This window comes from Siminovitchia terrae (assembly GCF_003605405.2).
GTDB classification, from domain to species: Bacteria; Bacillota; Bacilli; order Bacillales; family Bacillaceae_C; genus Siminovitchia; species Siminovitchia terrae.
In genome coordinates, this window is the sequence record NZ_QYTW02000031.1 from 1 (window position 1) to 20,926 (window position 20,926).

The window sequence follows — 20,926 nt, forward strand, 5'->3', positions numbered from 1 at the left end:
GGTCAGGAACCAACTACTCCTTCACGACGAACTGAAAGATAGGGTTTTAAGGTACCTTGAATAAAGTGTACTTACACACTTTATTTGACAAACCCTGTAAGCCCTATATGACTTTTTAACAAATTATTTAGTACGTACAATCCTTTAAAACGTATGCCCTATTTAATGTTTATTATTGCAGTAAATTATAATAAAATCACCCGTTATCACCATTTATATTTTCAAATACAATACCTTCAATTTCCATCCTTTTAAATTTTTCGCAACTTTTACGCATATAGAACGATGACTATAGCAAGAGGACTACTCCACCTCAATTAACTCCTAAATGTCGATAGATAAACCCTGTCATACGTGTCAATTCACGTTCGTTAAGGATTTCCTTAAGCTTGATTGATGTTGGCATGATATTCACCTTCCTCTTTTTCGTGTTACTTTTTAGAAGGAGAAAGCTGTCTTATAAGAATAAGGTTCCAGAGGTTTTTAGTTCTCCATATAATAGATAAGAATGAAAGAGGATGAAAAGCTGAATAACACAAATAGGGGCATTCATTGCCCCTATTGATATTTAAGCCATTAAAAACGGCAATACAACTCCTCCATATACAAAAGCAACCACGATCATGATTGCGGGGTGGATTTTCCACCAGACAATAGCGACTAACGAAATGACGCCGATAAAAATGGATTGCCATATGCCGATGGAGTCGAAGGAGACGGAACTGAATTGCCAAGTGAGCTGGATCATCATAACGGCAATCACAGGCTGCACTAGCATCGTCATTCCTTTTACAACAGATGATTGTTTAAAGTGATTCAATATCTTCAATAATATAATAATAGCAATAGCTGATGGGGCTACCGTGCCGATTGTTGCGACAATGAGCCCAAGCCAGCCAGCTTCCTGATAGCCGGCAAATGCAGCAATTTTTGTTGCTATGGGACCGGGAAGGGCATTGGCTACGGCTAACATATCAACGAACTCTGTATTTGTCATCCAACCGTAATGATCCACTACCTGTTGCTGCGTTAACGGTATGGTTGCGGGCCCGCCGCCGTAACCCAATATATTGGCGACAAAAAAAGCCCAGAATAAATCCCAATAAATCATCATGATGATATTCCCCCGCTTTTTTCCCTCATATTTTCCTTCTTGCCCCATTTCTTGTTAGCCCAATCAAATACTTTGATATGGATAGTGCCATATGCGAGAAAGGCTACGATGACGATGGCCGGATGAACGTCTAATATGCCAAGCAGCAAGAAAGAAAAGATTCCAAAGCCAACACCGATCACTTTTCCAAGCCCTCCCCAAGTTTTCGCGCAAAATTCATAAGCGGTAATTCCGAGAAGGACAGCGATAACCGGTCTGACAGCTGCAATCATTCCTGCGACAATTACTGATTCTTTCATAGCATATAGGGCACCTAGTAAAGCGACCATCGCAATGGTTGTAGGTAAAATGTGGGCTAGGATGGCCACAACGGCTCCTACCGTTCCTTTTTGTTGGTAGCCGAGCTGTGCCGCTAGTTTCGTGGCGATCGGCCCCGGCAAAGCATTGGCGAATGCCAACAGTTCGCCAAATTCTTGATCTGTCATCCATTTATAGCGGGTTACAGCTTCATGACGGAACAGAGGAATGACGGAAGGTCCTCCTCCATAACCGAATATTCCAGCCCGCAACATGGCGCCTGAAATTGCGGCGTATCCTTTAACATCCATTTAATCCCTCCTGTTATATCGCCATAGTTTTTCAGAGGTGCATTGACTCTTTTCAACTCAACGGGGTCTAGCTTTTCTAAGTACCCCCGGGAATTTTTCTTATAGTTTAAGCCCCATTCTGCTCTTATAGCGTTTTAAAAGCATCTGGGTATCCACGCGCATAATTCCCTTTGTGGAATATAACGTTTCAAGCAAAAATTCTTCCATTTCCTTCATGTTTTTAAAGACCCCATGCATATGCAGAGTGCTGGGTCCTGTCATATGGTAAAGACTTGTGACTGCTGGATGCAAAGCGAGCTTTTCGGCAATTTCATCCAGATATTTCGGTTCGACATCCACATTGAAAAAAGCTGAAACCTGAATACCCACTTTAGTCGGATTCACCACAGCCGTAAAACGCTCAATGACCCCGGCTTCAATCAGTGATTGGATGCGGGACTGAACAGCAACTCTGGACAATCCGATTTCCTTGGCAAGGTCAGTGTACGAAATCCGGGCATTATCCAACAATATTTCAATAATCTTTTTATCTGTTTCGTTCAGTTTCATGGCGGGCATATTGTTTGCATCAAAATCATTATTCTTTTTCATTTACCACATTCCTTTTGTTAATGTAGGCTTTACCTTCGAATAGTTTGCGTTTTTTAAAAATACCTTTCGATATGACTAACTATAATCTATTTTACATTCAAAATCAATGTATAATGAATGTAATTGTTTCGTAATAATTATAATAGTTGCATTCGCAGACGTATTGAATTTTAACATGTTCTTGAAACTGACGAAATGAAAGTATAAAAGATGATTTTGTTATTTAATGAAGGGATAGGAAGGGTATTATTTTCGATTTGTTTAGCTTTGTATTGACAATATTTTTAAAATTTCATAGAATAAAGTGGAATTTGGACTTTTTTGATAACGTTTTGAAGATAGGAATCTTTTACATTTTTTATAGAGGAGAGAGTCTATTGATCACTTTCGACCATTTATCACATCCTTATCCCATTACAAGGAACTCGGCTTATGCCATGAATGGCGTAGTCGCCACATCACAGCCGCTTGCAGCACAGGCAGGGCTGGAAATATTACAAAAAGGCGGAAATGCCATTGATGCGGCGATTGCAACAGCGGCTTGTCTAACAGTATGCGAGCCTACCTCAAACGGAATCGGTGGGGATGCTTTTGCTTTAGTGTGGACAAAAGGAAAGCTTCATGGTTTAAATGCCAGCGGACGGGCGCCTAAAAACATCTCTATTGAGAAAGTGAAAGAGCTAGGCCATGATGAGATGCCTAAATATGGCTGGATTCCTGTCACAGTACCGGGTGCTCCCGGAGCATGGGTGGAGCTATCCAAGAGATTTGGGAAGCTGCCGTTAAAAGAAGTACTGAAACAAGCCATTACATATGCGGAAGAGGGTTACCCTGTTTCGCCTACGTTAAGCAGATATTGGCGCAAAGCGTTCTTGCAATTTTCCGATGAGCTGGAGGGTGACGAGTTTAAGCCCTGGTTTGATACCTTTGCTCCGAATGGCTATGCTCCTTCTGTTGGCGAGGTCTGGAAATCCCAGGGACATGCTGATACATTACGATCAATCGCGGAGACTGAAGGTGAATCTTTTTACCGGGGAGAAATTGCTGAAAAGATCGCTGCGTTTGCGCGCGAGACAGGAGGGTTCATTACAGAGGAAGATTTAGCTGCGTACAAAGCGGAGTGGGTGGATCCGATCAGCATCAACTACCGCGGGTACGATGTGTGGGAAATTCCTCCGAATGGGCAGGGGATTGTAGCCCTTCAGGCTTTGAATATCTTAAAAGGTTTTGAGTTTACGAGAAAAGAATCGCTTGAAACATACCACAAGCAGATTGAAGCGATGAAACTTGCCTATGTAGATGGATATAAGCATGTTACAGATCCAGAGCATATGAGATATACCGTGCGGGACATTTTGAGCGATGCGTACGCAAAAGAACGGCGCAAGCTAATTACGACAGAAGCATGCATGCCTGAACCGGGCGAGCCGTCAACTGGTGGAACTGTGTATTTGGCGACTGCTGATAAGGAAGGAAATATGGTTTCCTTTATTCAAAGCAACTACCATGGATTCGGTTCGGGGCTGGTCGTTCCTGGCACAGGAATTGCTTTGCAAAACCGCGGAAACAACTTTAGTCTGGACGCGAATCATGTGAATGCACTTGAAGGAGGAAAGAAGACATTCCATACGATTATCCCGGGATTTTTGACAAAAGGAGATCGAGCTGTTGGACCGTTTGGAGTCATGGGTGGGTTTATGCAACCACAGGGACATGTCCAGGTTATCATGAACTCGATTGACTTCGGGCTTCATCCGCAGGCAGCACTTGATGCGCCGCGCTGGCAGTGGATCAAAGGAAAGACGGTCGAAGTGGAACATCGCTTCCCGCATCACTTCGCTGAAGCATTGGCTTTCCAGGGACACGACATCCGGATTGCCGTTGAAACAAATAATTTTGGACGTGGGCAGATTATATGGAGAAATCCGGAAACTGGCGTGATGGTGGCCGGTACAGAATCAAGGACCGATGGTGCGATAGCAGCTTGGTAAAAATGAAGTGTATTCCTGCTCATGTGGGAATACACTTTTTGCGTGCGATAAACCATACAAAAACTTAATAATTGGTTAATATCAGCAAAACAATTCCTTTTTATAATGAATATAAAAAGGAGGCAGGTTTCCTGATATGAGCAGACTAGCCGTATGGTTCCATCAAAAAGATTTTGCATTGTTCAATTTTATTAACCATTCCTGTCATCATAAATATTTAGATCCATTTTTTCGGTCTTTTACTCATTTAGGTGGAGCAACATGTACGATTTCGATCGCGCTGTTATTCACTATGTCCGCTCCTGCACCCTACTCATTTTGGGCAATTGACAGTTTAATCGCCCTCACGGTCAGTCATATCATTGTCTCGATAATTAAAAAAATGTATCAAAGAAATCGGCCGTATCTAACCTATCCAGAAACAAAGACGATTTCTAAACGGCTTACAGATTATTCGTTTCCTTCCGGGCATACAACGGCTATTTTTTCAATCGTTACGCCCTTTATGCTTTATATGCCATCGATGGCTATTTACCTGTTTTGTCTTGCAGGTATTGTAGGTTTGTCGCGAATATATATTGGTCTGCATTATCCTTCGGACGTATTGGCCGGTGCTTTTATCGGTGTAGGGGTTGGGGTGATCACGGTATATTTACATTCGATTGTGATGGTCATATGAGTGGAGGTTTCCTCTCCAGGTAACCACTGGGAGCCCAGCTCTGTTAGTTCAGGAGAGGAATTGTTTCTAATCCGATTTATTTATCTCATTGAAGGCTGAGTCACCCCATCATATCAGCCAATATTTCATAAGAACGCAGGCGATCTTCCTGGAAGAAGATTTGCGAATTGATAATGACTTCATCCGCTTTGGTTTTGTTAATAAACTCCTGGAGTTTCTGTTTAACTGTATCAGCAGTACCAACAATCGTTGATCCTGAATCAAGAGTCTGTTCCACTGATGATTTTTCAAAAGATGACCAGACCTTGTGGATGTCATCTATTGGCGGCTTTAGCTGGGAAGGCATATTTCGAATTAGGCTTAAAAACTGCTGCTGTTGAGATGTGGCAAGCCATTGGGCACGCTCTTCGCTGTCGGCTGCAATCACATTTACCCCTACCATCGCATAAGGTTTTTCCAGTGTATCTGAAGGAACAAAGTTGTCACGGTACAGTCTTAATGCAGGGATTGTGTATTGTGGCGCAAAGTGGCTTGCAAAAGAGAAAGGGAGTCCCTTGTTAGCAGCAAGGCTTGCGCTAAAATCACTTGATCCAAGCAGCCATATGGGAATATCCAGTCCTTTACCAGGATACGCGCGAACATGGCCAACTGGATTCTCACTGAAATAGTTTTGTAATTCTTCTAATTGCTGCGGAAATTCTTCCGCTCCCCTGTTCAATGTCCTCCGCAAAGCAAAAGCGGTAGCTTGGTCACTTCCGGGTGCCCTTCCAAGCCCAAGATCGATGCGGCCCGGATAAAGAGACTCTAATGTCCCGAACTGCTCAGCGATCACAAGTGTTGCATGGTTGGGCAACATGATGCCGCCGGCTCCAACCCGTATGTTTTTTGTCGCTCCGGCTATATGTCCGATGATTACGGAGGTCGCTGAACTGGCAATGCCTGGCATGTTGTGGTGCTCCGCAAGCCAGTAGCGGTTAAATCCCCATTTTTCAACATGCTGTGCAAGCTCAACGCTATTTTTAAATGATTCAGAGGCAGTACTGCCCTCGGTGATTGGTGCCAAATCCAAAACAGACAATGGGATTCCGTTAAACTTTTTACAGGACGAGGAATTCAAATACAATCACTCCTTATAGTTTTCTTATGGGAAATGATAAATTGTTTATAAGTGATTTTCCATTTATGTGACTTATTCGGGAGGAGAACTTTTTGGGGAATTTGTCTGAGCAAGAGGTTCAGAAATGGATGTCCGGTTACAGGATAGAAGCTTGCGGATGAAAAATGGATTGTTCGAATGCAGTTTTTAGAGAATGTTTTTTGTGAAAATGATTGGGGAGAGTGGAAAGGATACAGTATCACCCCTTTATACAATTAGAGTACAGGGGTTGACGGAATTGGATTTTAACTTTATTCAGCAGAAGTCTCCCACATCTGTAAGTGGTGAGATGAATGCCTGTTGGTATTCCATTCCCCCGGCTGAATAAAGTCAAAGCCTCCGGCGGATGCTACAGATTTTCAGAGGAATTTATCGAGCAGAGCTCGATAAAATCCGGGCGCAAATTCGCCAAGGCGTATTTGATACTGGCAGAGGTTTCCGATTCTTTTTAATTTCGCTTGACCCTCGGAATTTTAGTTTGTGAGGGCTTCAGAATTTTCCGTTATGAATATTTGATCACTTCCATTATTTACTGATCCATGTTACGATGTCACCAAGTACAATTTTATAGTGAGAAACACTAGGGGAATCCTTAAAAAGGACTGAGAGAAGAGTGGAACTCTGATACCCTTATGACCTGATCAGGTTCGTGCCTGCGTAGGGAAGTGCTATGTTTATTTATCGTTCCAGCTTTTAACAAGCCACTTTCCTAATAAGGAAGGTGGCTTTTTTAGTGCAAAGGGAGGTGGGTTTGGATTGGAACTGATCGCAGTCACGAATGGTCGGCATAGTGTTGACAGGCTCTCTCGTATGATGGTTGAGGTTGAGCCGTTTGTTGACCACTTCATTATTAGAGAGCGGACTAAATCGGCCATTGAGTATGTAAAATTGATTGACCAGCTGAACACCGCAAATTTCAATAAAGAAAAGCTGATTATAAATGATAGGGTGGATGTTGCAGTGGTGGCTGGTATTAATAAAGTACAGCTTCCAGTTCACGGTTTAACATTGGAGCAAGTGCAATTTTGTTTTCCAAATTTACAAGCAGGAAGGTCGATTCATTCACTTGAGGAAGCTGAAAAAGCACATCGGTCAGGAGCAAATTGGCTTTTATATGGACATGTATACGAAACGGATTGTAAAAAAGGTCAACCAGGACGCGGAGTTGAGGAGCTGAAAAAGATTGCAGAAAAAGTTCCGTCTGATATTTATGCGATTGGCGGCATCAAGCCGAGCCATGTTGAGGAACTAAGGAAAATTCGCATAAAAGGGATTGCAGTCATGTCCTCCATATTCGATCATGCCAATCCTGCCAGGGCTGCGGAAGAATACCGTGACGCATGCCGATATTATCATTCAGTTGAAAGGAATTGAATGCAATGGATATCACGTTAAATGGAAACTCATATGTACTCCCAAAAGATGTCACAAATGTTCAGCAGCTACTTGAACATCTTGAGCTTTCTGAGCGTATCGTGATTGTTGAAGTAAATAAGGAAATTGTTCAAAAAGAAAATTATGACCGCTCGATAAGGGATCAAGATGAAGTGGAAATGATTCATTTTGTCGGAGGAGGATGAAAGATGTTAAAAATAGGAAATAAATCTTTTCAATCAAGACTGCTGCTGGGGACGGGAAAATATCCGTCTTTCGAGGTTCAAAAAGAAGCGGTTCGGGTTTCAGAAGCGGAGATTCTTACTTTTGCAGTGAGAAGGATGGATGTATTTGAACCTTCTCAGCCCAATTTTCTAGAAATGCTGGATTTATCTAAATATACTCTGCTTCCGAATACGGCAGGAGCAAAAACCGCCGAGGAAGCTGTCCGAACGGCGAAGCTAGCCAAAGCTTCTGGGCTGTGTGATATGGTGAAGGTAGAAGTCATTGGATGTGACCGTTCATTGCTGCCGGATCCGGTTGAAACGTTGAAAGCTTCGGAAAAGCTGTTAGAAGAAGGTTTCACTGTACTCACCTATACTTCAGATGACGTGGTATTGGCGAAAAGGCTGGAGGAAATAGGTGTACATGCAATCATGCCAGGAGCATCGCCAATCGGATCAGGAAAAGGAATTTTAAATCCGCTTTATTTGAAATTTATTATAGAGCAGTCAAAAGTGCCGGTGATTATTGATGCGGGAATTGGCTCGCCGAAGGACGCCGCGTATGCCATGGAGCTCGGAGCTGATGCAGTTCTTTTGAATACTGCTGTTTCGGGTGCAAAAAACCCGGTAAAAATGGCTGAAGCCATGAAGCTGGCGATTCAAGCTGGACGTCTTGGCTTTGAAGCGGGAAGAATCGATGAGCGGGATTACGCGGTGGCGAGCAGCCCGATGGAAGGGTTGCTTCCAACTTGAACGGACGATATTCGAGGCAAGAATTATTTGAACCGATAGGAGAGGCTGGCCAAAAGAAGATTGGCCAAGCCCATGTTTTGATTATCGGGGCAGGGGCGCTTGGGTCGGCAAGCGCGGAAATGCTTGTTCGCTCCGGCGTTGGAAAGCTAACGATTGTAGATCGGGACATTCTGGATTGGACAAACTTGCAAAGGCAGCAGCTCTATACAGAGCAGGATGTGATGGACAAGCTTCCCAAGGCAGTTGCGGCGAAACGTCGTTTAGGAAAAGTGAATAGCCTGATCGAAGTTGAAGCTTTTACAGCAGATGTAACGGTTGAAAACGCTGAAGAATTAGTTAAAGGGAAAACCCTGATCGTGGATGCGACCGATAATATTGAAACAAGACTTTTAATGAACGACGCGGCTTTAAAAGCCGGTATCCCATTTTTTATGGGAGCGGTTGTGGCAAGCTATGGTTTGACCTATGCCATTGGGATGGGAGAACACCCATGTCTCCATTGCCTGCTAGACACGTTGCCGCCGCAAACGCTGACCTGCGATACGGCAGGGGTAATCAGTCCGATTGTCCAGGTTGTTGCTTCTCATCAGGTGACGAATGTTTTCAAATACATCGTCGGAGAAAAAGTGGATCATAGGTTGAAATCTTTTGATCTTTGGAAAGGAGATCAGGCGACAATTGATGTAACGTCCCTTCGCCGCCGTAATTGTCCCAGTTGCTCTGAGAGAGCAGAGTATCCATTTTTATCGAGGGAAAACCAAACAAAAACAGCTGTTCTATGCGGGCGGGACACCGTGCAGCTCACATTTCCGGGAAAACGGATTGTAGAACTCAGATCATTGGGCGAATCCATCCGTCCGATTGTGAGTAATTTGATTTCCAATATTCATTTGATTGCCTGTGAATATGAAGGTCATCGCATTGTTTTATTCCGGGATGGGCGGATGCTTGTGCACGGAACGAAGAATGTTGATCAGGCTAAAAGTGTTGCGGCCCAACTATTGGGTTGAAAGTGAACGGGAGCATTCCTGCTTGAGGAATGCTCTTTTTTGGTGTGTTAGGAACCCCGTTTGTCATTTTCTTTTGGAGGGGAGCTTCTCCTCCTGACAATTGTGCGAAATTCAAGATTATCGTGCGAAAAAAGAAAAAATCGTGCGAATACAGCAATTAATCGTGCGAACAACTTTTTTCGGTTCGCCCCTTGCCGCCGCCCTCCGCTTTTCTTGTTGTCCAGCTCCAGCGCTCAGCGACTAGCAGACTTCCTCCTCCTTCCTACAATAAGTCAACATCGGCTCCGACGGACAGGAAGTCCTAGTGCCACCGAAGACATAGGATGTGGCGACTTGAGGCGGCCTTTGGCTTCGCCGTGTTGTCCGGCTGCGAGTGCCATCGGCTCGAGGTCATAAGCCAAACGCTGTCGAAGGCAAACTATGCCTTCTTCTGCGTTCGTCTTATGCTTGTCGCCGATAAACAGGCACTCTCCGCTTTTCTTATTCCTTTATCTCGTCAGGAATCGTCCAGTCTGTACGTCGCTAAACGAGCGCTTCCGCTTTTCTGCTGTCCAGCTGCGGTCGGCAGGGGCTCGAGGTCGCTTCGGTCAAGCCAATGAAGTCAAAGAACGACTTCACTGGCTTGCCCTCCAGCGCTTGTCGCCCCTTGCCGCCGCCCTCCGCTTTTCTTGTAACAAATTCTTTACATTGGGTTCTGTTTACTTTTTAATCCTTCTTCATTAGTATTATTTAAGGATAAATAATGTCGATAGACGTGAAAAAAGGGCTGAAGAAATGGATTTGCAAACATTGCTTTTCATGTTTTTTGGAGGGCTAGGCATCTTTTTATATGGGATTAAGTCAATGGGTGACGGACTCCAAAAAGTGGCTGGAGACGGTCTTCGGGATTTGCTTGACCGTTTTACGACGAAACCAATTATGGGGGTGCTGACAGGTATTATTGTCACTGTTCTCATCCAATCCAGCTCTGGGACGACGGTTTTGACTATCGGATTGGTGACGGCAGGGTTTATGACATTAAGGCAGGCTATTGGGGTCATTATGGGCGCCAATATCGGAACAACTGTCACGGCTTTTATTATTGGGATTAATATTTCTGATTATGCTTTGCCGATTATTGCACTTGGTGCATTTTTGATTTTCTTTTTCAAAAACCATAGAGTCAACAATATTGGAACGGTCTTTTTTGGTTTTGGGGCGCTGTTCTTCGGTTTGAGTCTTATGGGAGATGCGATGAAGCCGCTTCGCGGTGCAGAATTTTTTACTGATTTAACAGTAAGTCTCAGTGATCATCCACTTCTTGGAGTGCTGGTCGGTGTTATTTTTACTGTTATCGTCCAAAGTTCATCAGCATCTATTGCTCTTCTTCAAACGCTATTTGATCAAGGGACCATTAGCTTGAATGCAGCCTTGCCCATTTTGTTCGGGGACAATATTGGAACGACGATAACAGCCGTTTTGGCATCTATCGGAGCTTCTGTTGCAGCAAAACGGGCTGCGCTGACCCATGTTATTTTCAATCTCATAGGGACTATTATTGTTTTAATTTTATTTATTCCATTTATAAATCTGATTGAATACCTGCAGGCAACAATGAGCTTGAATCCAAAGATGACAATCGCTTTTGCGCACGGAACCTTTAATGTGACGAATACAATCATTCAATTTCCATTCATCGCTGTCTTGGCCTGGATTGTGACGAAGCTCGTACCGGGCGAGGATAAGATGATCGAACACAAACCGGTTCATTTGGGTGAAAAATTTATCCGGCAATCTCCGTCTGTTGCTCTTGGACAGGGAAAGAAGGAAGTTCTTCGCATGGGTGAACTGACCGAGCAAGGGCTTAAAGAAGTAGTGGATTATTATAAAACAAAAGAAAAGAAACACCGTGAGCTTCTTCCGCAAATTGAAGACGCTCTGAACAATCTAGATAAGGTGATTACGGATTATTTGGTCCAAATATCTTATCACTCTTTGTCCGATCAGGATTTAAAAACACATAGTTCACTTTTAAATACGGTGATGGACCTGGAGCGCATCGGTGATCATATTGAAAATATTATGGAACTGATTGACAGCCAGATCAATAATAAAGTGAAGTTTTCCGAATCGGCTGTCAATGATTTAGACAGAATGTTTGAGCTGACTTCCTCCACTCTTCGTCAGGCGCTTGAAGCCTTGCAGGAGGATAATGAATCTAAAGCAGGAGCAGTGCTTGCTAATGAAAGACTGATTAATAAAATGGAGCGGGATCTGCGTAAAAAGCATATCCAGCGGCTCAATGACAATCTTTGTACGGGTACGGCCGGAATTGTTTATGTGGATATCGTCAGTAACCTTGAACGGATTGGGGATCACGCTGTTAACATTGCACAGGCAGTCATTGGGGATATTTAACTTCATTCAGCAGAAGTCTCCCACTTTTGTAAGTGGTGAGATGAATGCCTATTGGTATTCCATTCAGTGGGGGTTCAAACCCCGGCTGAATAAAGTTAAAGCCTCCGGCGAATGCCACAGATTTTCAGTGGAAGCTCGATAAATTCTGGGCGCAAATACGCCAAGGCGCATTTGATATAAAAAGCGGCAGACAGGGGAAGCCCGGCCTGCCGCTTTTTAACTTTCTTTGTTTTTCTGCTTTTCGTATCGTTCATTTCTTTCGCCGCCATCTGCGAGTTCTTCGGAAAATTCCTGGTTTTCCTTGTTTTTCCTTATGGTATATTCAATATCGGCGCTTGTCATATTGTTGTTTGGTACTGCTTCTTCATTCCACTTCTTCATTCATTTTCATCCTTTCCAGCTACAGTCCTCAGAACCTGTTTCTGCATTATCTTGTGGAACGGATGCTATAAACCCGTACCCAGTCGGGCTCCATTCCAACACTTCTTCCTTGGATTTTCTTTTTAACTTGAAAAGTCGCTGATGCTGCTCATGATCCTTTCTTTCCATCGGGGGACCCTCCTTCTGGAATTATTGTCCCCATCATGATGGAAAAATTATTCAGGCCGGATGAGACTGTATATTTTTCCGAGCTCCGCATAGTTGCTCCCGGCAAGTCGGGCAACAGGACGCAATGTCTCGGTAAAAACATAGCCCTTTTGCGGATCATATACTGTTTCATCTATATGTATACAAACGATACGAGCCATAAGAAAATCAGTTACGGTGTTCCCATGGTCATTTTTGATTTCGTGATGCTGCTCAAGCCGGCATTCAAATCGTACCTTTGCTTCTAAAATACCTGGGACGCTAACTATTGTGCTGTCTACTTTATTAAGGCCTGTTAACTCCAACTCACTTCGCGCTGCGGGAAGCAAGGCGGCCGTTTCATTGATATCTTCAATGAGATTTTCCGTGCTGATATGGACGACGAGCTCGCCGTTTGCTACTGCATTACGTGCAGTGTCCTTCATAGTGTTTCCTGCTCGCCTTCCAATAGATAGCGAAATGATCGGGGGGTCGCTGCTGACGATATTGAAAAAGCTGAATGGTGCTGCGTTCACCGTTCCATTTACAGTAGAAGTGGTTGTGACAAACGCTATCGGTCGTGGAACAATGGCCCCGGTTAACAGTTTGTACTTTTCTCTGTCCTTTAGTTCATTTGGATCCAGGGTGATCATGGAAAATCCACCTTTCTTGAAATATTCCGACTAGTTTTCTTTTCAATTGTACACAAGCCCCAGTAAAAAGAGAATATATATCTTTTGTCCAACTACTTGGCATCAGCTATTCTTAATATATAAACACGATCTCACTGAAAGAAAGCGGTGTGGATGATGGAAAAAGTTTTTTCAAAAAAACGATTGCTGAAAGAATTAAACGAATGTCCCTCGTATGAAGGAATTGATCCGACTGAATTGGCGGAAAAGCTGGCTGAGCTTGCGCAAATCGGTAAAACAGAAGAGGAGGGAGTATCCCGTTTTCCTTATACAGATAAGGAAAGGCAGGCAAAGCAACTGTTCAGCGAGTGGATGAAAAAAATAGGTCTTACCGTCAGAGAGGATGCGATTGGAAATTTATTAGGAAGGCTTGAGGGGGAAGAACCGGCATTGCCTGTAGTGTTGACAGGTTCTCATTTGGACAGCGTCCCAAATGGTGGCGTTTTTGATGGTCCGCTCGGGTGTGTAAGCAGCCTGCTGGCTATAAAGGCGCTTATCCAGTCCAACATCCCATTGAAAAGATCTATTGAGCTTGTTGTATTTGTCGACGAAGAGGGGGCAAGGTTTAACAACAGCTTGTTTGGGAGCAGGACGATGATGGGAGAAGTGAAAAAAGAAGACTTGAAGAGGTTCAAGGACAAAAATGGAAATGTATTATATGAAGCGATGCAAGAAAACGGCTTTGACCCTGAGCATATTTCTTCGGCTTTCCGGAATCCGGATGAAATCCATGCCTTTTTGGAATTGCATATTGAGCAAGGAAAAAGATTGGAGGCGGAAGAGAAGAATATCGGGGTTGTAAATGGAATTGCTGGACCTGTTTGGATGTCTTTTGTCTTTTATGGTGAAACAGATCATGCAGGAAACACACCGATGGAGTATCGGAAAGATACGGTGGCGGCGGCCGGCGAGTTTATACTGGCAGTAGAAAAAATACCGAGAAAGTACAGCGAAACGGCTGTTGCGACTGTCGGAAAAATGCATGTTTTTCCCAACGGAACAAATGTGATTGCAGGCAAAACAGAATTGATGGTCGATGCAAGAGATATCGATGAAAATGCTCGGGATAAAATACTTGAGGCTTTGAAGAGTTCGGCGCAAAGGATCGCCCAAAAACGAGGGCTATCTGTTGAAATGAAAGAAGAAGTCAAAATTCCGCCAGTTATTGTTCCTGATACAATTCAGGATATTATTCGTTCCGCGGCTGAAAAGAGTGGGTTAACAACAATCACTATTCCAAGTGGCGCAGGCCATGATGCGATGATTATGGGAAAATACGTTCCATCCGGAATGGTTTTCGTTCCAAGCCATAACGGAAAAAGTCACTCACCAGAAGAATGGACTTTCCTTTCGGATTGTGTAAGTGGAGTTCAAGTAATGAAAGAGGCGTTGAAACAGCTAGCCAATAATTAGAGGCTGGGACATAAGCTAGTACGATTCGTGTGAAAAAACCGCGTGAAATCAAGGTTTTTACATTGATTTCATGCGGTCTATTCATTTGGGGTTGTCTCAACCTCATTTTATATGCTCTGTTAATGCTTCCTTCATATTTTTCTCAGTAATATTCCAATGGGAGGTGTTCCACACAGCTTTTCCATCAATCAAAAGGAAAATTTGTGGTGATTCATGCTTTGTTGCTAAATCTTCAGCTACTTGATTTGAAACTGGACGGCTTTCGCTTACAGTCAAAAAATATTTGTCCAGGTCAGTTTCAAATTCCTGATATTCCTTATAGGCATCAGCGCTGACATTGCATGTTGTGCTATGTTTGAACAAAAATACAGGTTTCTCGTTTGAATCCTCCAAAAGGCTTTTCCATTCTGATTCAGATGTAATTTGTTTTAATTCTGACATCATGACCATCCTTCCGTAATTGAAAAGTGAGAGTTGAAGCTTTGAGTGGGCGCTTCCACTTTTCTTATTATCCCAAAATTTTCTTCATCCATCATCTTTATTGCTTTCCCTCCGTTTATTAGGGAATCCGGCCTCGATTTAGGTAAGTTTGCAACCAATATTTACCTTTGATTCTACAGGGCATTACGGTCACATCAACAGAATAGAGCTTTGTATCCGTAAAATTTCGGAGCGCGTTTTCAATTATGTATGAGTCTGAATATATGATAAAATAGATAAGATGTACTTTTAACATAAAAGCTGTAACAATTATCCGGATAGAAAGAAGGGTTTATTGCGATTTGGCAATTTTACAGAAGAACCAAGTAGCAGAAATGTTTCATCCGACCGCCTACAGGCGGGGGAGGGAATATTATTTCCAGGGCCGGGTCGGAAAATTGACTTTTGATTATGAGAGTGGGATCTGCCGCACGTATGTGGAAGGGAATCAATCCTATCTGGTGGAAGTAAATCTAAGTGAGCTTCCGGAAAATGTTGCGGTATATTGTGATTGCCCAGCGTTTGAAGAATATTATGAGTGCAAACATATTGTAGCGGCTATGCTTGAAATTTGTGAAAAACAAGATGAAATGAAGCAAATAAGGGGAGCCTCATATGGCGGTAAATATCATGAAGCAGCGGATTTGCTCCAGTTGCTTGATGATGGTACCTCTGTTCAACAAGTTATTCCGTCTTTTGGGAGCGAACCGTTAAAAATTGAATATCACTGTGATTTTTCTAATCCACAGGCGTTTTTTGTAGAGTTGAGGGCAGGTGTAGATCATGCGTATGTAGTACGTGATGTGGGAGAGTTTATTGAAAATATTAAGGACGGCCGTGAGCACCCTTTTACCAAAAAATTTACTTACATCCCGGAAGAGCATGATATAGACCAGGCGGACAGGGCTATTTTGGATGAGCTGTACCTGATCATTGAAAACGAGAAGTTATATGCTGAAGGCATCAAGTCCTACTATTTGAACCCGTCCATTTATTCGACCTCAAGATCTGTGATGATCCCTCCATTGTTTGCCCGTTCATTACTAGAAAAATTGACGGAGAGGCAAATGATTGGAAAGCTGGGTTCCAAGAGTTTTGATAGAGTCAGAATCATCGAAGAAGAATTTCCATTCCAATATGAGCTTGGTAAAAACACTGAAAGCGATCTTGAATTATTGCTTCCTGATATTGAAAATGCAATGTATATGGGACCGTATGAGTTCGTCTTTTTAAATGGAGACATTTATTTTCCGCAGCCTGATCTTCTTCCCTTCATCGATAAAATTTTAAAAATACGAATGAAAAACAACAAGATATCCATTGCTGCGGATCAGGCGGACGCTTTTGTGTCCGAAGTTCTACCACGGCTTAAAAAGCTGGGCACTGTTCAAGTAGCTGAAAAGGTAAAAGAACAGATTATCCAAGTTCCGCTGACAGCAAAAGCTTATATTGATCTGGAAGAGGATACAATCAAGACAAAGCTTGAGTATGATTATGGCGGCATCATGGTCAACCCTTTTTATCAGCATGAAGAGTCGGGGAAAATTTTGATCAGGGATGTAGAAAAAGAGAAGGAAATCATGAATATCATCGAGAACGCCGGAATGAAATATAACGGAAAAGAGCTGCATCTCCAGTTGGAGGAGGAAGAGCTTTATGAATTTCTGTTTTTCATCCTCCCGGCGCTTGGAGAGCGGTGCGAGTTATTTCTTACGGACGATATCCGTCGAATTATTTCCTTGGAACAGCCTGTTCCCAAAACGAGCATCAATACAGAAGAGTCGGCGGGGTTGCTGGAAATCAGCTTCCAACTTGATGGGATTGACGATGAAGAGATCGTCGATATTATGAGAAACGCTATCGAGAAAAAGCGTTTTTACCGGATGAGGAACGGTGCTTTTTTATCGCTTGAGACGGATGAATTCCAATCATTGCAGGAACTTTTTACGGATCTGCGTATCAAGAAAGACGAGCTGGAACAGGGATCCGTCCATGTTCCAATCTACCGCGGCGTTCAGGTGGATGACGCGCTCCGGACGGAAAAGCATTATGACCCATCTTTTAAAAAACTGCTTGATCACCTGAAAAAGCCGGAGGAGCAAATTTTTCCGTTACCTGAAGGATTAAAGGCTTCAATGAGGGAATACCAAAAAACTGGATACCAGTGGTTCCGTTCTTTGTCCCACTATCATCTAGGTGGCATTTTGGCGGATGATATGGGATTGGGTAAAACGTTGCAAAGCATCGCTTATCTTTTATCGGAACTGGAAGGGGCACGGCATTTGGTCGTTGCGCCGGCTTCATTAATCTACAACTGGCAGAGTGAGTGGAATAAGTTTGCCCCATCAATCAGGACAGCTGTTGTGGCTGGGACGAGGGAGGAGAGGGAAGAAATCCTGGAGGCGGGTTCCGCAGATGTTTACATTACGTCATACTCCACGCTTAGACAGGATATCGACCTTTATAAAAGCGAGCAGTTCCATACGCTTATTTTGGATGAAGCCCAGTTTATCAAGAATTACACGACGAAGTCTGCTGCCGCTGTTAGGAGCATTCGGGCAACGCGCAAATTCGCATTAAGCGGGACGCCAATTGAGAATTCGGTTGATGAACTATGGGGAATCTTCCAGGCTATCATGCCAGGGCTGTTTCCAGGTCTGAAGGATTTTAAAAAACTTGATCAGGAAAAAATAGCCCATATTATCAAGCCGTTCATTTTGCGCCGGCTGAAAACTGATGTATTGAAGGAGCTTCCGGAAAAAATCGAATCCACGCATATTACCGAACTGTCTAAGGAACAGAAAGAGCTGTATGTGGGCTATCTGCAGCGAATTCAGAAAGAAACAGCTGCCTCGTTGCAAGGGGATGGGTTCCAAAAAAGCCGGATGAAAATCTTGGCAGGCATTACACGTCTACGCCAGCTTTGCTGCCATCCATCGCTCTTTCTTGAAAATTACGAAGGCAAGTCTGGTAAGCTGGAGCAGTTGATGGAGACAGTCAAGTCCTCCATTGAGAATGGGAAGAAGCTCTTAATTTTTTCTCAGTTTACCAGCATGCTGGAGATTATTCAACAAGAGCTGATTCAGGCTGGTTACCCGCACTTTTACTTGAGCGGACAGACACCTCCGCAGGAACGTCTGAGCATGAGCGAGCAGTTCAATAATGGAGAAAAGTCCATTTTTCTCATTTCATTGAAGGCGGGAGGCACTGGTTTGAATCTCACGGCAGCAGATACGGTCATTCTCTACGATTTATGGTGGAATCCTGCTGTGGAAGACCAGGCTGCAGGAAGAGCCCACCGTTTCGGGCAAAAAAATGTCGTTCAGGTGATCCGATTGATTACAAAAGGAACGATTGAAGAAAAAATTTATCAATTACAGCAGAAGAAAAGGGAATTGATCGAACAGGTCATCCAGCCGGGAGAAACAATGCTTTCCAGTTTAACGGAAGACGATATTAAGGAAATATTAAGTATGTAAGGTGAATGTTAACAGCTGTCATTAGATGGCTGTTTTTTTATGCAGGAGTGACAATTTTAGTAAGCTACTTTTTCTTATTTTCAAGATCACTGATTGCTAAACAGATTAAACCAATAGATAATAGAGTTATACCTACTTTAACTTCAAGTATTTGCATAATGTTTAGTACAAGTGCAGCAACTCCTACTCCCAAGCCAACGGACTTTAAAATGAGTTTGTTTAGGTTCTTATTCATGTTTGTTCCACACTCCCTCTCCTTAGGCCATTATACCCTTTTTATCATGAATTTTCGAAACCTTTTAACTTCATTCAGCATTCAGTGGGGGTTCAAACCCCGGCTGCATAAAGTCAAAGCCTCCGGTGGATGCCACAGATTTTCAGAGGAAATTTATCGAGCAGAGCTCGATAAAATCTGGGCGCAAATACGCCAAGGCGCATTTGATAGATTTATCAGCATTTGTGAGTTGTTCTACAGTTTCAATTGCCGTGGAGTCAATAGCAGGAATCGATCTTAACAAGAATAAAAGGAATATTAAGTCTCCGAATTGAATATATTGCTAGAGTGTCTATTTCAAGTTCTTTAAATAGAAAAGTCATTCTTTTTCCTAAATAATAATGATTTTAACTTGAAAATGATTATTGCACATGTTATTATGTATCTAATTTAAAATTATTATAAATAAGGCGGGGATGAAATTGACAAACAGAGAGAACCGTTTAACGACAAGTTGGGGTGCACCAGTAGGTGATAATCAGAATTCAATGACTGCTGGATCACGCGGTCCGACACTTATTCAAGATGTTCATCTTTTGGAAAAGCTAGCGCATTTCAATAGGGAACGGGTTCCTGAGCGGGTTGTTCACGCCAAAGGTGCGGGTGCACACGGTTACTTCGAAGTGACGAATGATTTGACCAAATATACAAAGGCGAAATTTTTGTCTGAAGTGGGCAAACGTACACCAACATTCGTAAGGTTTTCTACAGTAGCGGGAGAATTGGGGTCTTCAGATACAGTCAGAGATCCGCGCGGCTTTGCCGTGAAGTTTTACACAGAAGACGGCAACTATGACTTAGTTGGAAATAATACCCCTGTTTTCTTTATACGCGATGCAATCAAATTCCCAGATTTTATTCATACACAAAAAAGAGATCCGCAAACACACTTGAAAAATCCGAATGCAGTGTGGGATTTCTGGTCACTGTCACCTGAATCTCTTCATCAGGTAACCATTTTAATGTCTGACAGGGGGATTCCGGCAACCTTCCGTCATATGCATGGCTTCGGAAGTCACTCATTCAAATGGACAAATGCGGAAGGTGAGAGTGTCTGGGTAAAATATCACTTTAAAACAGACCAAGGAATCAAAAATCTGGATGTGAATCTTGCGGCAAAACTGGCAGGGGAAAATCCTGATTATCACACAGAAGATTTGTTCAATGCGATTAAAAATGGCGATTGTCCATCATGGACATTGTATGTTCAGATCATGCCCCTTGAAGAGGCTGATACGTACCGTTTCGATCCGTTTGATGTCACTAAAGTTTGGTCGCAAAAGGACTATCCATTGATCGAGGTTGGACGGATGGTATTGAACCGCAATCCGGAAAACTATTTTGCGGAAGTGGAGCAGGCGACATTTTCACCTGGAACGCTTGTACCGGGAATTGATGTTTCACCTGATAAAATGCTGCAGGGACGTTTGTTTGCTTATCATGATGCCCACCGTTACCGTGTTGGTACAAACCATCAGATGCTTCCAATCAACCGACCTCGGAATGAAGTAGAAAATTATCAGCGTGATGGTGCGATGCGCTTTGATAATAATGGCGGAGGTTCTGTTTACTACGAGCCGAACAGCTACGGAGGACCGACGGAATCACCTGCAGATAAACCGGCCGCATATTCAGTTTCGGGTGAAGCCGCAAGTGTGAGCTATGACCACAATGATCATTACACACAGGCAGGGGATTTGTACCGCTTAATGAGCAAGGAGGAGCGAGAACGTCTTGTTGCCAACATCATTTCTGCTATGAAGCCTGTTGAGAAAGATGAAATCAAGCTTCGCCAGATTGGCCACTTCTATAAAGCTGATCCAGAATACGGAACAAAAGTTGCAGAAGGATTGGGTTTGCAAGTACCTGCGGATGTAGTAAAATCTTAATCTGAGTCGAGACCGTCCAGAAAGTCAGTGAAAAATGGCTTTCTGGACGGTTTTTTTGCAAGTTGGAAAGACTATGCTGACTATAAAAGAAAATGAATAAAGCTTGCCCGTTTCTAGAGAATCGAAAGCCTAATCCGTTTTACCGGAGATACTATCCGGAATTCGAAGAAACTGTCGGATTTAATGAGGTTACTATCCGTGATTTGAAAATACTGTCCGTTTTACCATAGTTACT

Annotated in this window: 21 protein-coding genes and 1 riboswitch; of the genes, 12 read left to right on the forward strand and 9 right to left on the reverse strand. The window is 43.1% G+C overall.

What is annotated here, in order from left to right; translation table 11 throughout:
* Positions 1 to 568: 568 nt before the first annotated feature.
* From chrA to chrS, 3 genes are all read right to left on the reverse strand, one after another.
* Positions 569 to 1,111 carry a chromate efflux transporter ChrA gene (gene chrA / locus D5F11_RS21785; protein WP_120118256.1) on the reverse strand — a complete coding sequence of 181 codons (543 nt, stop codon included), beginning with the start codon at positions 1,109 to 1,111 and terminating at the stop codon, positions 569 to 571.
* Entirely contained in the window at positions 1,111 to 1,722 is a 612-nt protein-coding gene (gene chrB / locus D5F11_RS21790; protein WP_120118250.1) for a chromate efflux transporter ChrB, read from the reverse strand. The genes chrA and chrB overlap by 1 nt, the downstream gene beginning before the upstream one ends.
* A gap of 99 nt (positions 1,723 to 1,821) precedes the next feature.
* Positions 1,822 to 2,313 (reverse strand): chromate efflux transcriptional regulator ChrS, encoded by a 492-nt coding sequence (gene chrS / locus D5F11_RS21795; RefSeq protein ID WP_120118249.1) that lies wholly within the window; start codon positions 2,311 to 2,313, stop codon positions 1,822 to 1,824.
* A gap of 437 nt (positions 2,314 to 2,750) precedes the next feature.
* Between chrS and D5F11_RS21800 the strand changes: the two genes are divergently transcribed.
* Complete coding sequence (locus tag D5F11_RS21800; protein WP_120118255.1) at positions 2,751 to 4,304, forward strand: gamma-glutamyltransferase family protein; 1,554 nt, start codon at positions 2,751 to 2,753, stop codon at positions 4,302 to 4,304.
* A gap of 136 nt (positions 4,305 to 4,440) precedes the next feature.
* Positions 4,441 to 4,983: a phosphatase PAP2 family protein gene (locus tag D5F11_RS21805; protein ID WP_120118248.1), complete on the forward strand. Its 543-nt coding sequence runs from the start codon at positions 4,441 to 4,443 to the stop codon at positions 4,981 to 4,983.
* Between the two features lie 100 nt (positions 4,984 to 5,083).
* Here D5F11_RS21805 and D5F11_RS21810 read toward each other — a convergent pair whose 3' ends face one another.
* On the reverse strand, positions 5,084 to 6,100 hold the full coding sequence (locus D5F11_RS21810) for an LLM class flavin-dependent oxidoreductase (protein WP_120118247.1): 1,017 nt from the start codon (positions 6,098 to 6,100) through the stop codon (positions 5,084 to 5,086).
* 332 nt (positions 6,101 to 6,432) lie between these two features.
* Between D5F11_RS21810 and D5F11_RS26905 the strand changes: the two genes are divergently transcribed.
* The 6 genes from D5F11_RS26905 (at position 6,433) to D5F11_RS21835 (ending at position 11,897) form a co-directional block, all read left to right on the forward strand.
* Complete coding sequence (locus D5F11_RS26905) at positions 6,433 to 6,591, forward strand: hypothetical protein (RefSeq protein ID WP_185830847.1); 159 nt, start codon at positions 6,433 to 6,435, stop codon at positions 6,589 to 6,591.
* Between the two features lie 120 nt (positions 6,592 to 6,711).
* A riboswitch (TPP riboswitch) is annotated at positions 6,712 to 6,820 on the forward strand.
* A gap of 75 nt (positions 6,821 to 6,895) precedes the next feature.
* The gene (locus D5F11_RS21815) at positions 6,896 to 7,513 is read left to right on the forward strand and encodes a thiamine phosphate synthase (RefSeq protein ID WP_126646656.1); all 618 of its coding nucleotides are present in this window, start codon (positions 6,896 to 6,898) and stop codon (positions 7,511 to 7,513) included.
* Positions 7,514 to 7,518: 5 nt separating this feature from the next.
* A complete protein-coding gene (gene thiS, locus D5F11_RS21820; protein WP_120118246.1) occupies positions 7,519 to 7,719 on the forward strand; it encodes a sulfur carrier protein ThiS in 201 nt (66 codons plus the stop codon).
* Between the two features lie 3 nt (positions 7,720 to 7,722).
* The gene (locus D5F11_RS21825) at positions 7,723 to 8,490 is read left to right on the forward strand and encodes a thiazole synthase (RefSeq protein WP_120118245.1); all 768 of its coding nucleotides are present in this window, start codon (positions 7,723 to 7,725) and stop codon (positions 8,488 to 8,490) included.
* Positions 8,487 to 9,500: a ThiF family adenylyltransferase gene (locus D5F11_RS21830; protein ID WP_120118244.1), complete on the forward strand. Its 1,014-nt coding sequence runs from the start codon at positions 8,487 to 8,489 to the stop codon at positions 9,498 to 9,500. Before D5F11_RS21825 ends, D5F11_RS21830 begins: the two co-directional genes overlap by 4 nt.
* Positions 9,501 to 10,274: 774 nt before the next feature.
* Complete coding sequence (locus D5F11_RS21835; RefSeq protein ID WP_120118243.1) at positions 10,275 to 11,897, forward strand: Na/Pi cotransporter family protein; 1,623 nt, start codon at positions 10,275 to 10,277, stop codon at positions 11,895 to 11,897.
* A gap of 216 nt (positions 11,898 to 12,113) precedes the next feature.
* Here D5F11_RS21835 and D5F11_RS26910 read toward each other — a convergent pair whose 3' ends face one another.
* Genes D5F11_RS26910 through D5F11_RS21840 form a run of 3 tightly spaced genes read right to left on the reverse strand, consistent with a single transcriptional unit; the run spans position 12,114 to position 13,117 of the window.
* Complete coding sequence (locus D5F11_RS26910; RefSeq protein ID WP_185830848.1) at positions 12,114 to 12,278, reverse strand: hypothetical protein; 165 nt, start codon at positions 12,276 to 12,278, stop codon at positions 12,114 to 12,116.
* 6 nt (positions 12,279 to 12,284) lie between these two features.
* Entirely contained in the window at positions 12,285 to 12,446 is a 162-nt protein-coding gene (locus D5F11_RS26915; protein WP_185830849.1) for a hypothetical protein, read from the reverse strand.
* A 47-nt stretch (positions 12,447 to 12,493) separates the two neighbouring features.
* On the reverse strand, positions 12,494 to 13,117 hold the full coding sequence (locus tag D5F11_RS21840) for a flavin reductase family protein (RefSeq protein ID WP_120118242.1): 624 nt from the start codon (positions 13,115 to 13,117) through the stop codon (positions 12,494 to 12,496).
* A gap of 153 nt (positions 13,118 to 13,270) precedes the next feature.
* On the opposite strand from D5F11_RS21840, the gene D5F11_RS21845 reads away from it, so the two are divergent.
* On the forward strand, positions 13,271 to 14,569 hold the full coding sequence (locus D5F11_RS21845; protein ID WP_245998290.1) for a Zn-dependent hydrolase: 1,299 nt from the start codon (positions 13,271 to 13,273) through the stop codon (positions 14,567 to 14,569).
* Between the two features lie 102 nt (positions 14,570 to 14,671).
* Here D5F11_RS21845 and ytxJ read toward each other — a convergent pair whose 3' ends face one another.
* Positions 14,672 to 15,010, reverse strand: coding sequence for a bacillithiol system redox-active protein YtxJ (gene ytxJ, locus D5F11_RS21850; RefSeq protein WP_120118240.1), 339 nt, complete (start codon positions 15,008 to 15,010; stop codon positions 14,672 to 14,674).
* A gap of 341 nt (positions 15,011 to 15,351) precedes the next feature.
* On the opposite strand from ytxJ, the gene D5F11_RS21855 reads away from it, so the two are divergent.
* On the forward strand, positions 15,352 to 18,528 hold the full coding sequence (locus tag D5F11_RS21855; protein ID WP_120118239.1) for a DEAD/DEAH box helicase: 3,177 nt from the start codon (positions 15,352 to 15,354) through the stop codon (positions 18,526 to 18,528).
* A 64-nt stretch (positions 18,529 to 18,592) separates the two neighbouring features.
* Here the strand turns inward: D5F11_RS21855 and D5F11_RS26920 are convergent, their stop codons facing one another.
* Positions 18,593 to 18,763 carry a hypothetical protein gene (locus tag D5F11_RS26920; protein ID WP_185830850.1) on the reverse strand — a complete coding sequence of 57 codons (171 nt, stop codon included), beginning with the start codon at positions 18,761 to 18,763 and terminating at the stop codon, positions 18,593 to 18,595.
* On the opposite strand from D5F11_RS26920, the gene D5F11_RS21860 reads away from it, so the two are divergent.
* Positions 18,762 to 19,043 carry a hypothetical protein gene (locus D5F11_RS21860; protein WP_126646657.1) on the forward strand — a complete coding sequence of 94 codons (282 nt, stop codon included), beginning with the start codon at positions 18,762 to 18,764 and terminating at the stop codon, positions 19,041 to 19,043. The genes D5F11_RS26920 and D5F11_RS21860 overlap by 2 nt on opposite strands.
* A gap of 181 nt (positions 19,044 to 19,224) precedes the next feature.
* On the forward strand, positions 19,225 to 20,691 hold the full coding sequence (gene katA / locus D5F11_RS21865; RefSeq protein ID WP_280519764.1) for a catalase KatA: 1,467 nt from the start codon (positions 19,225 to 19,227) through the stop codon (positions 20,689 to 20,691).
* Positions 20,692 to 20,926 lie beyond the last annotated feature (235 nt).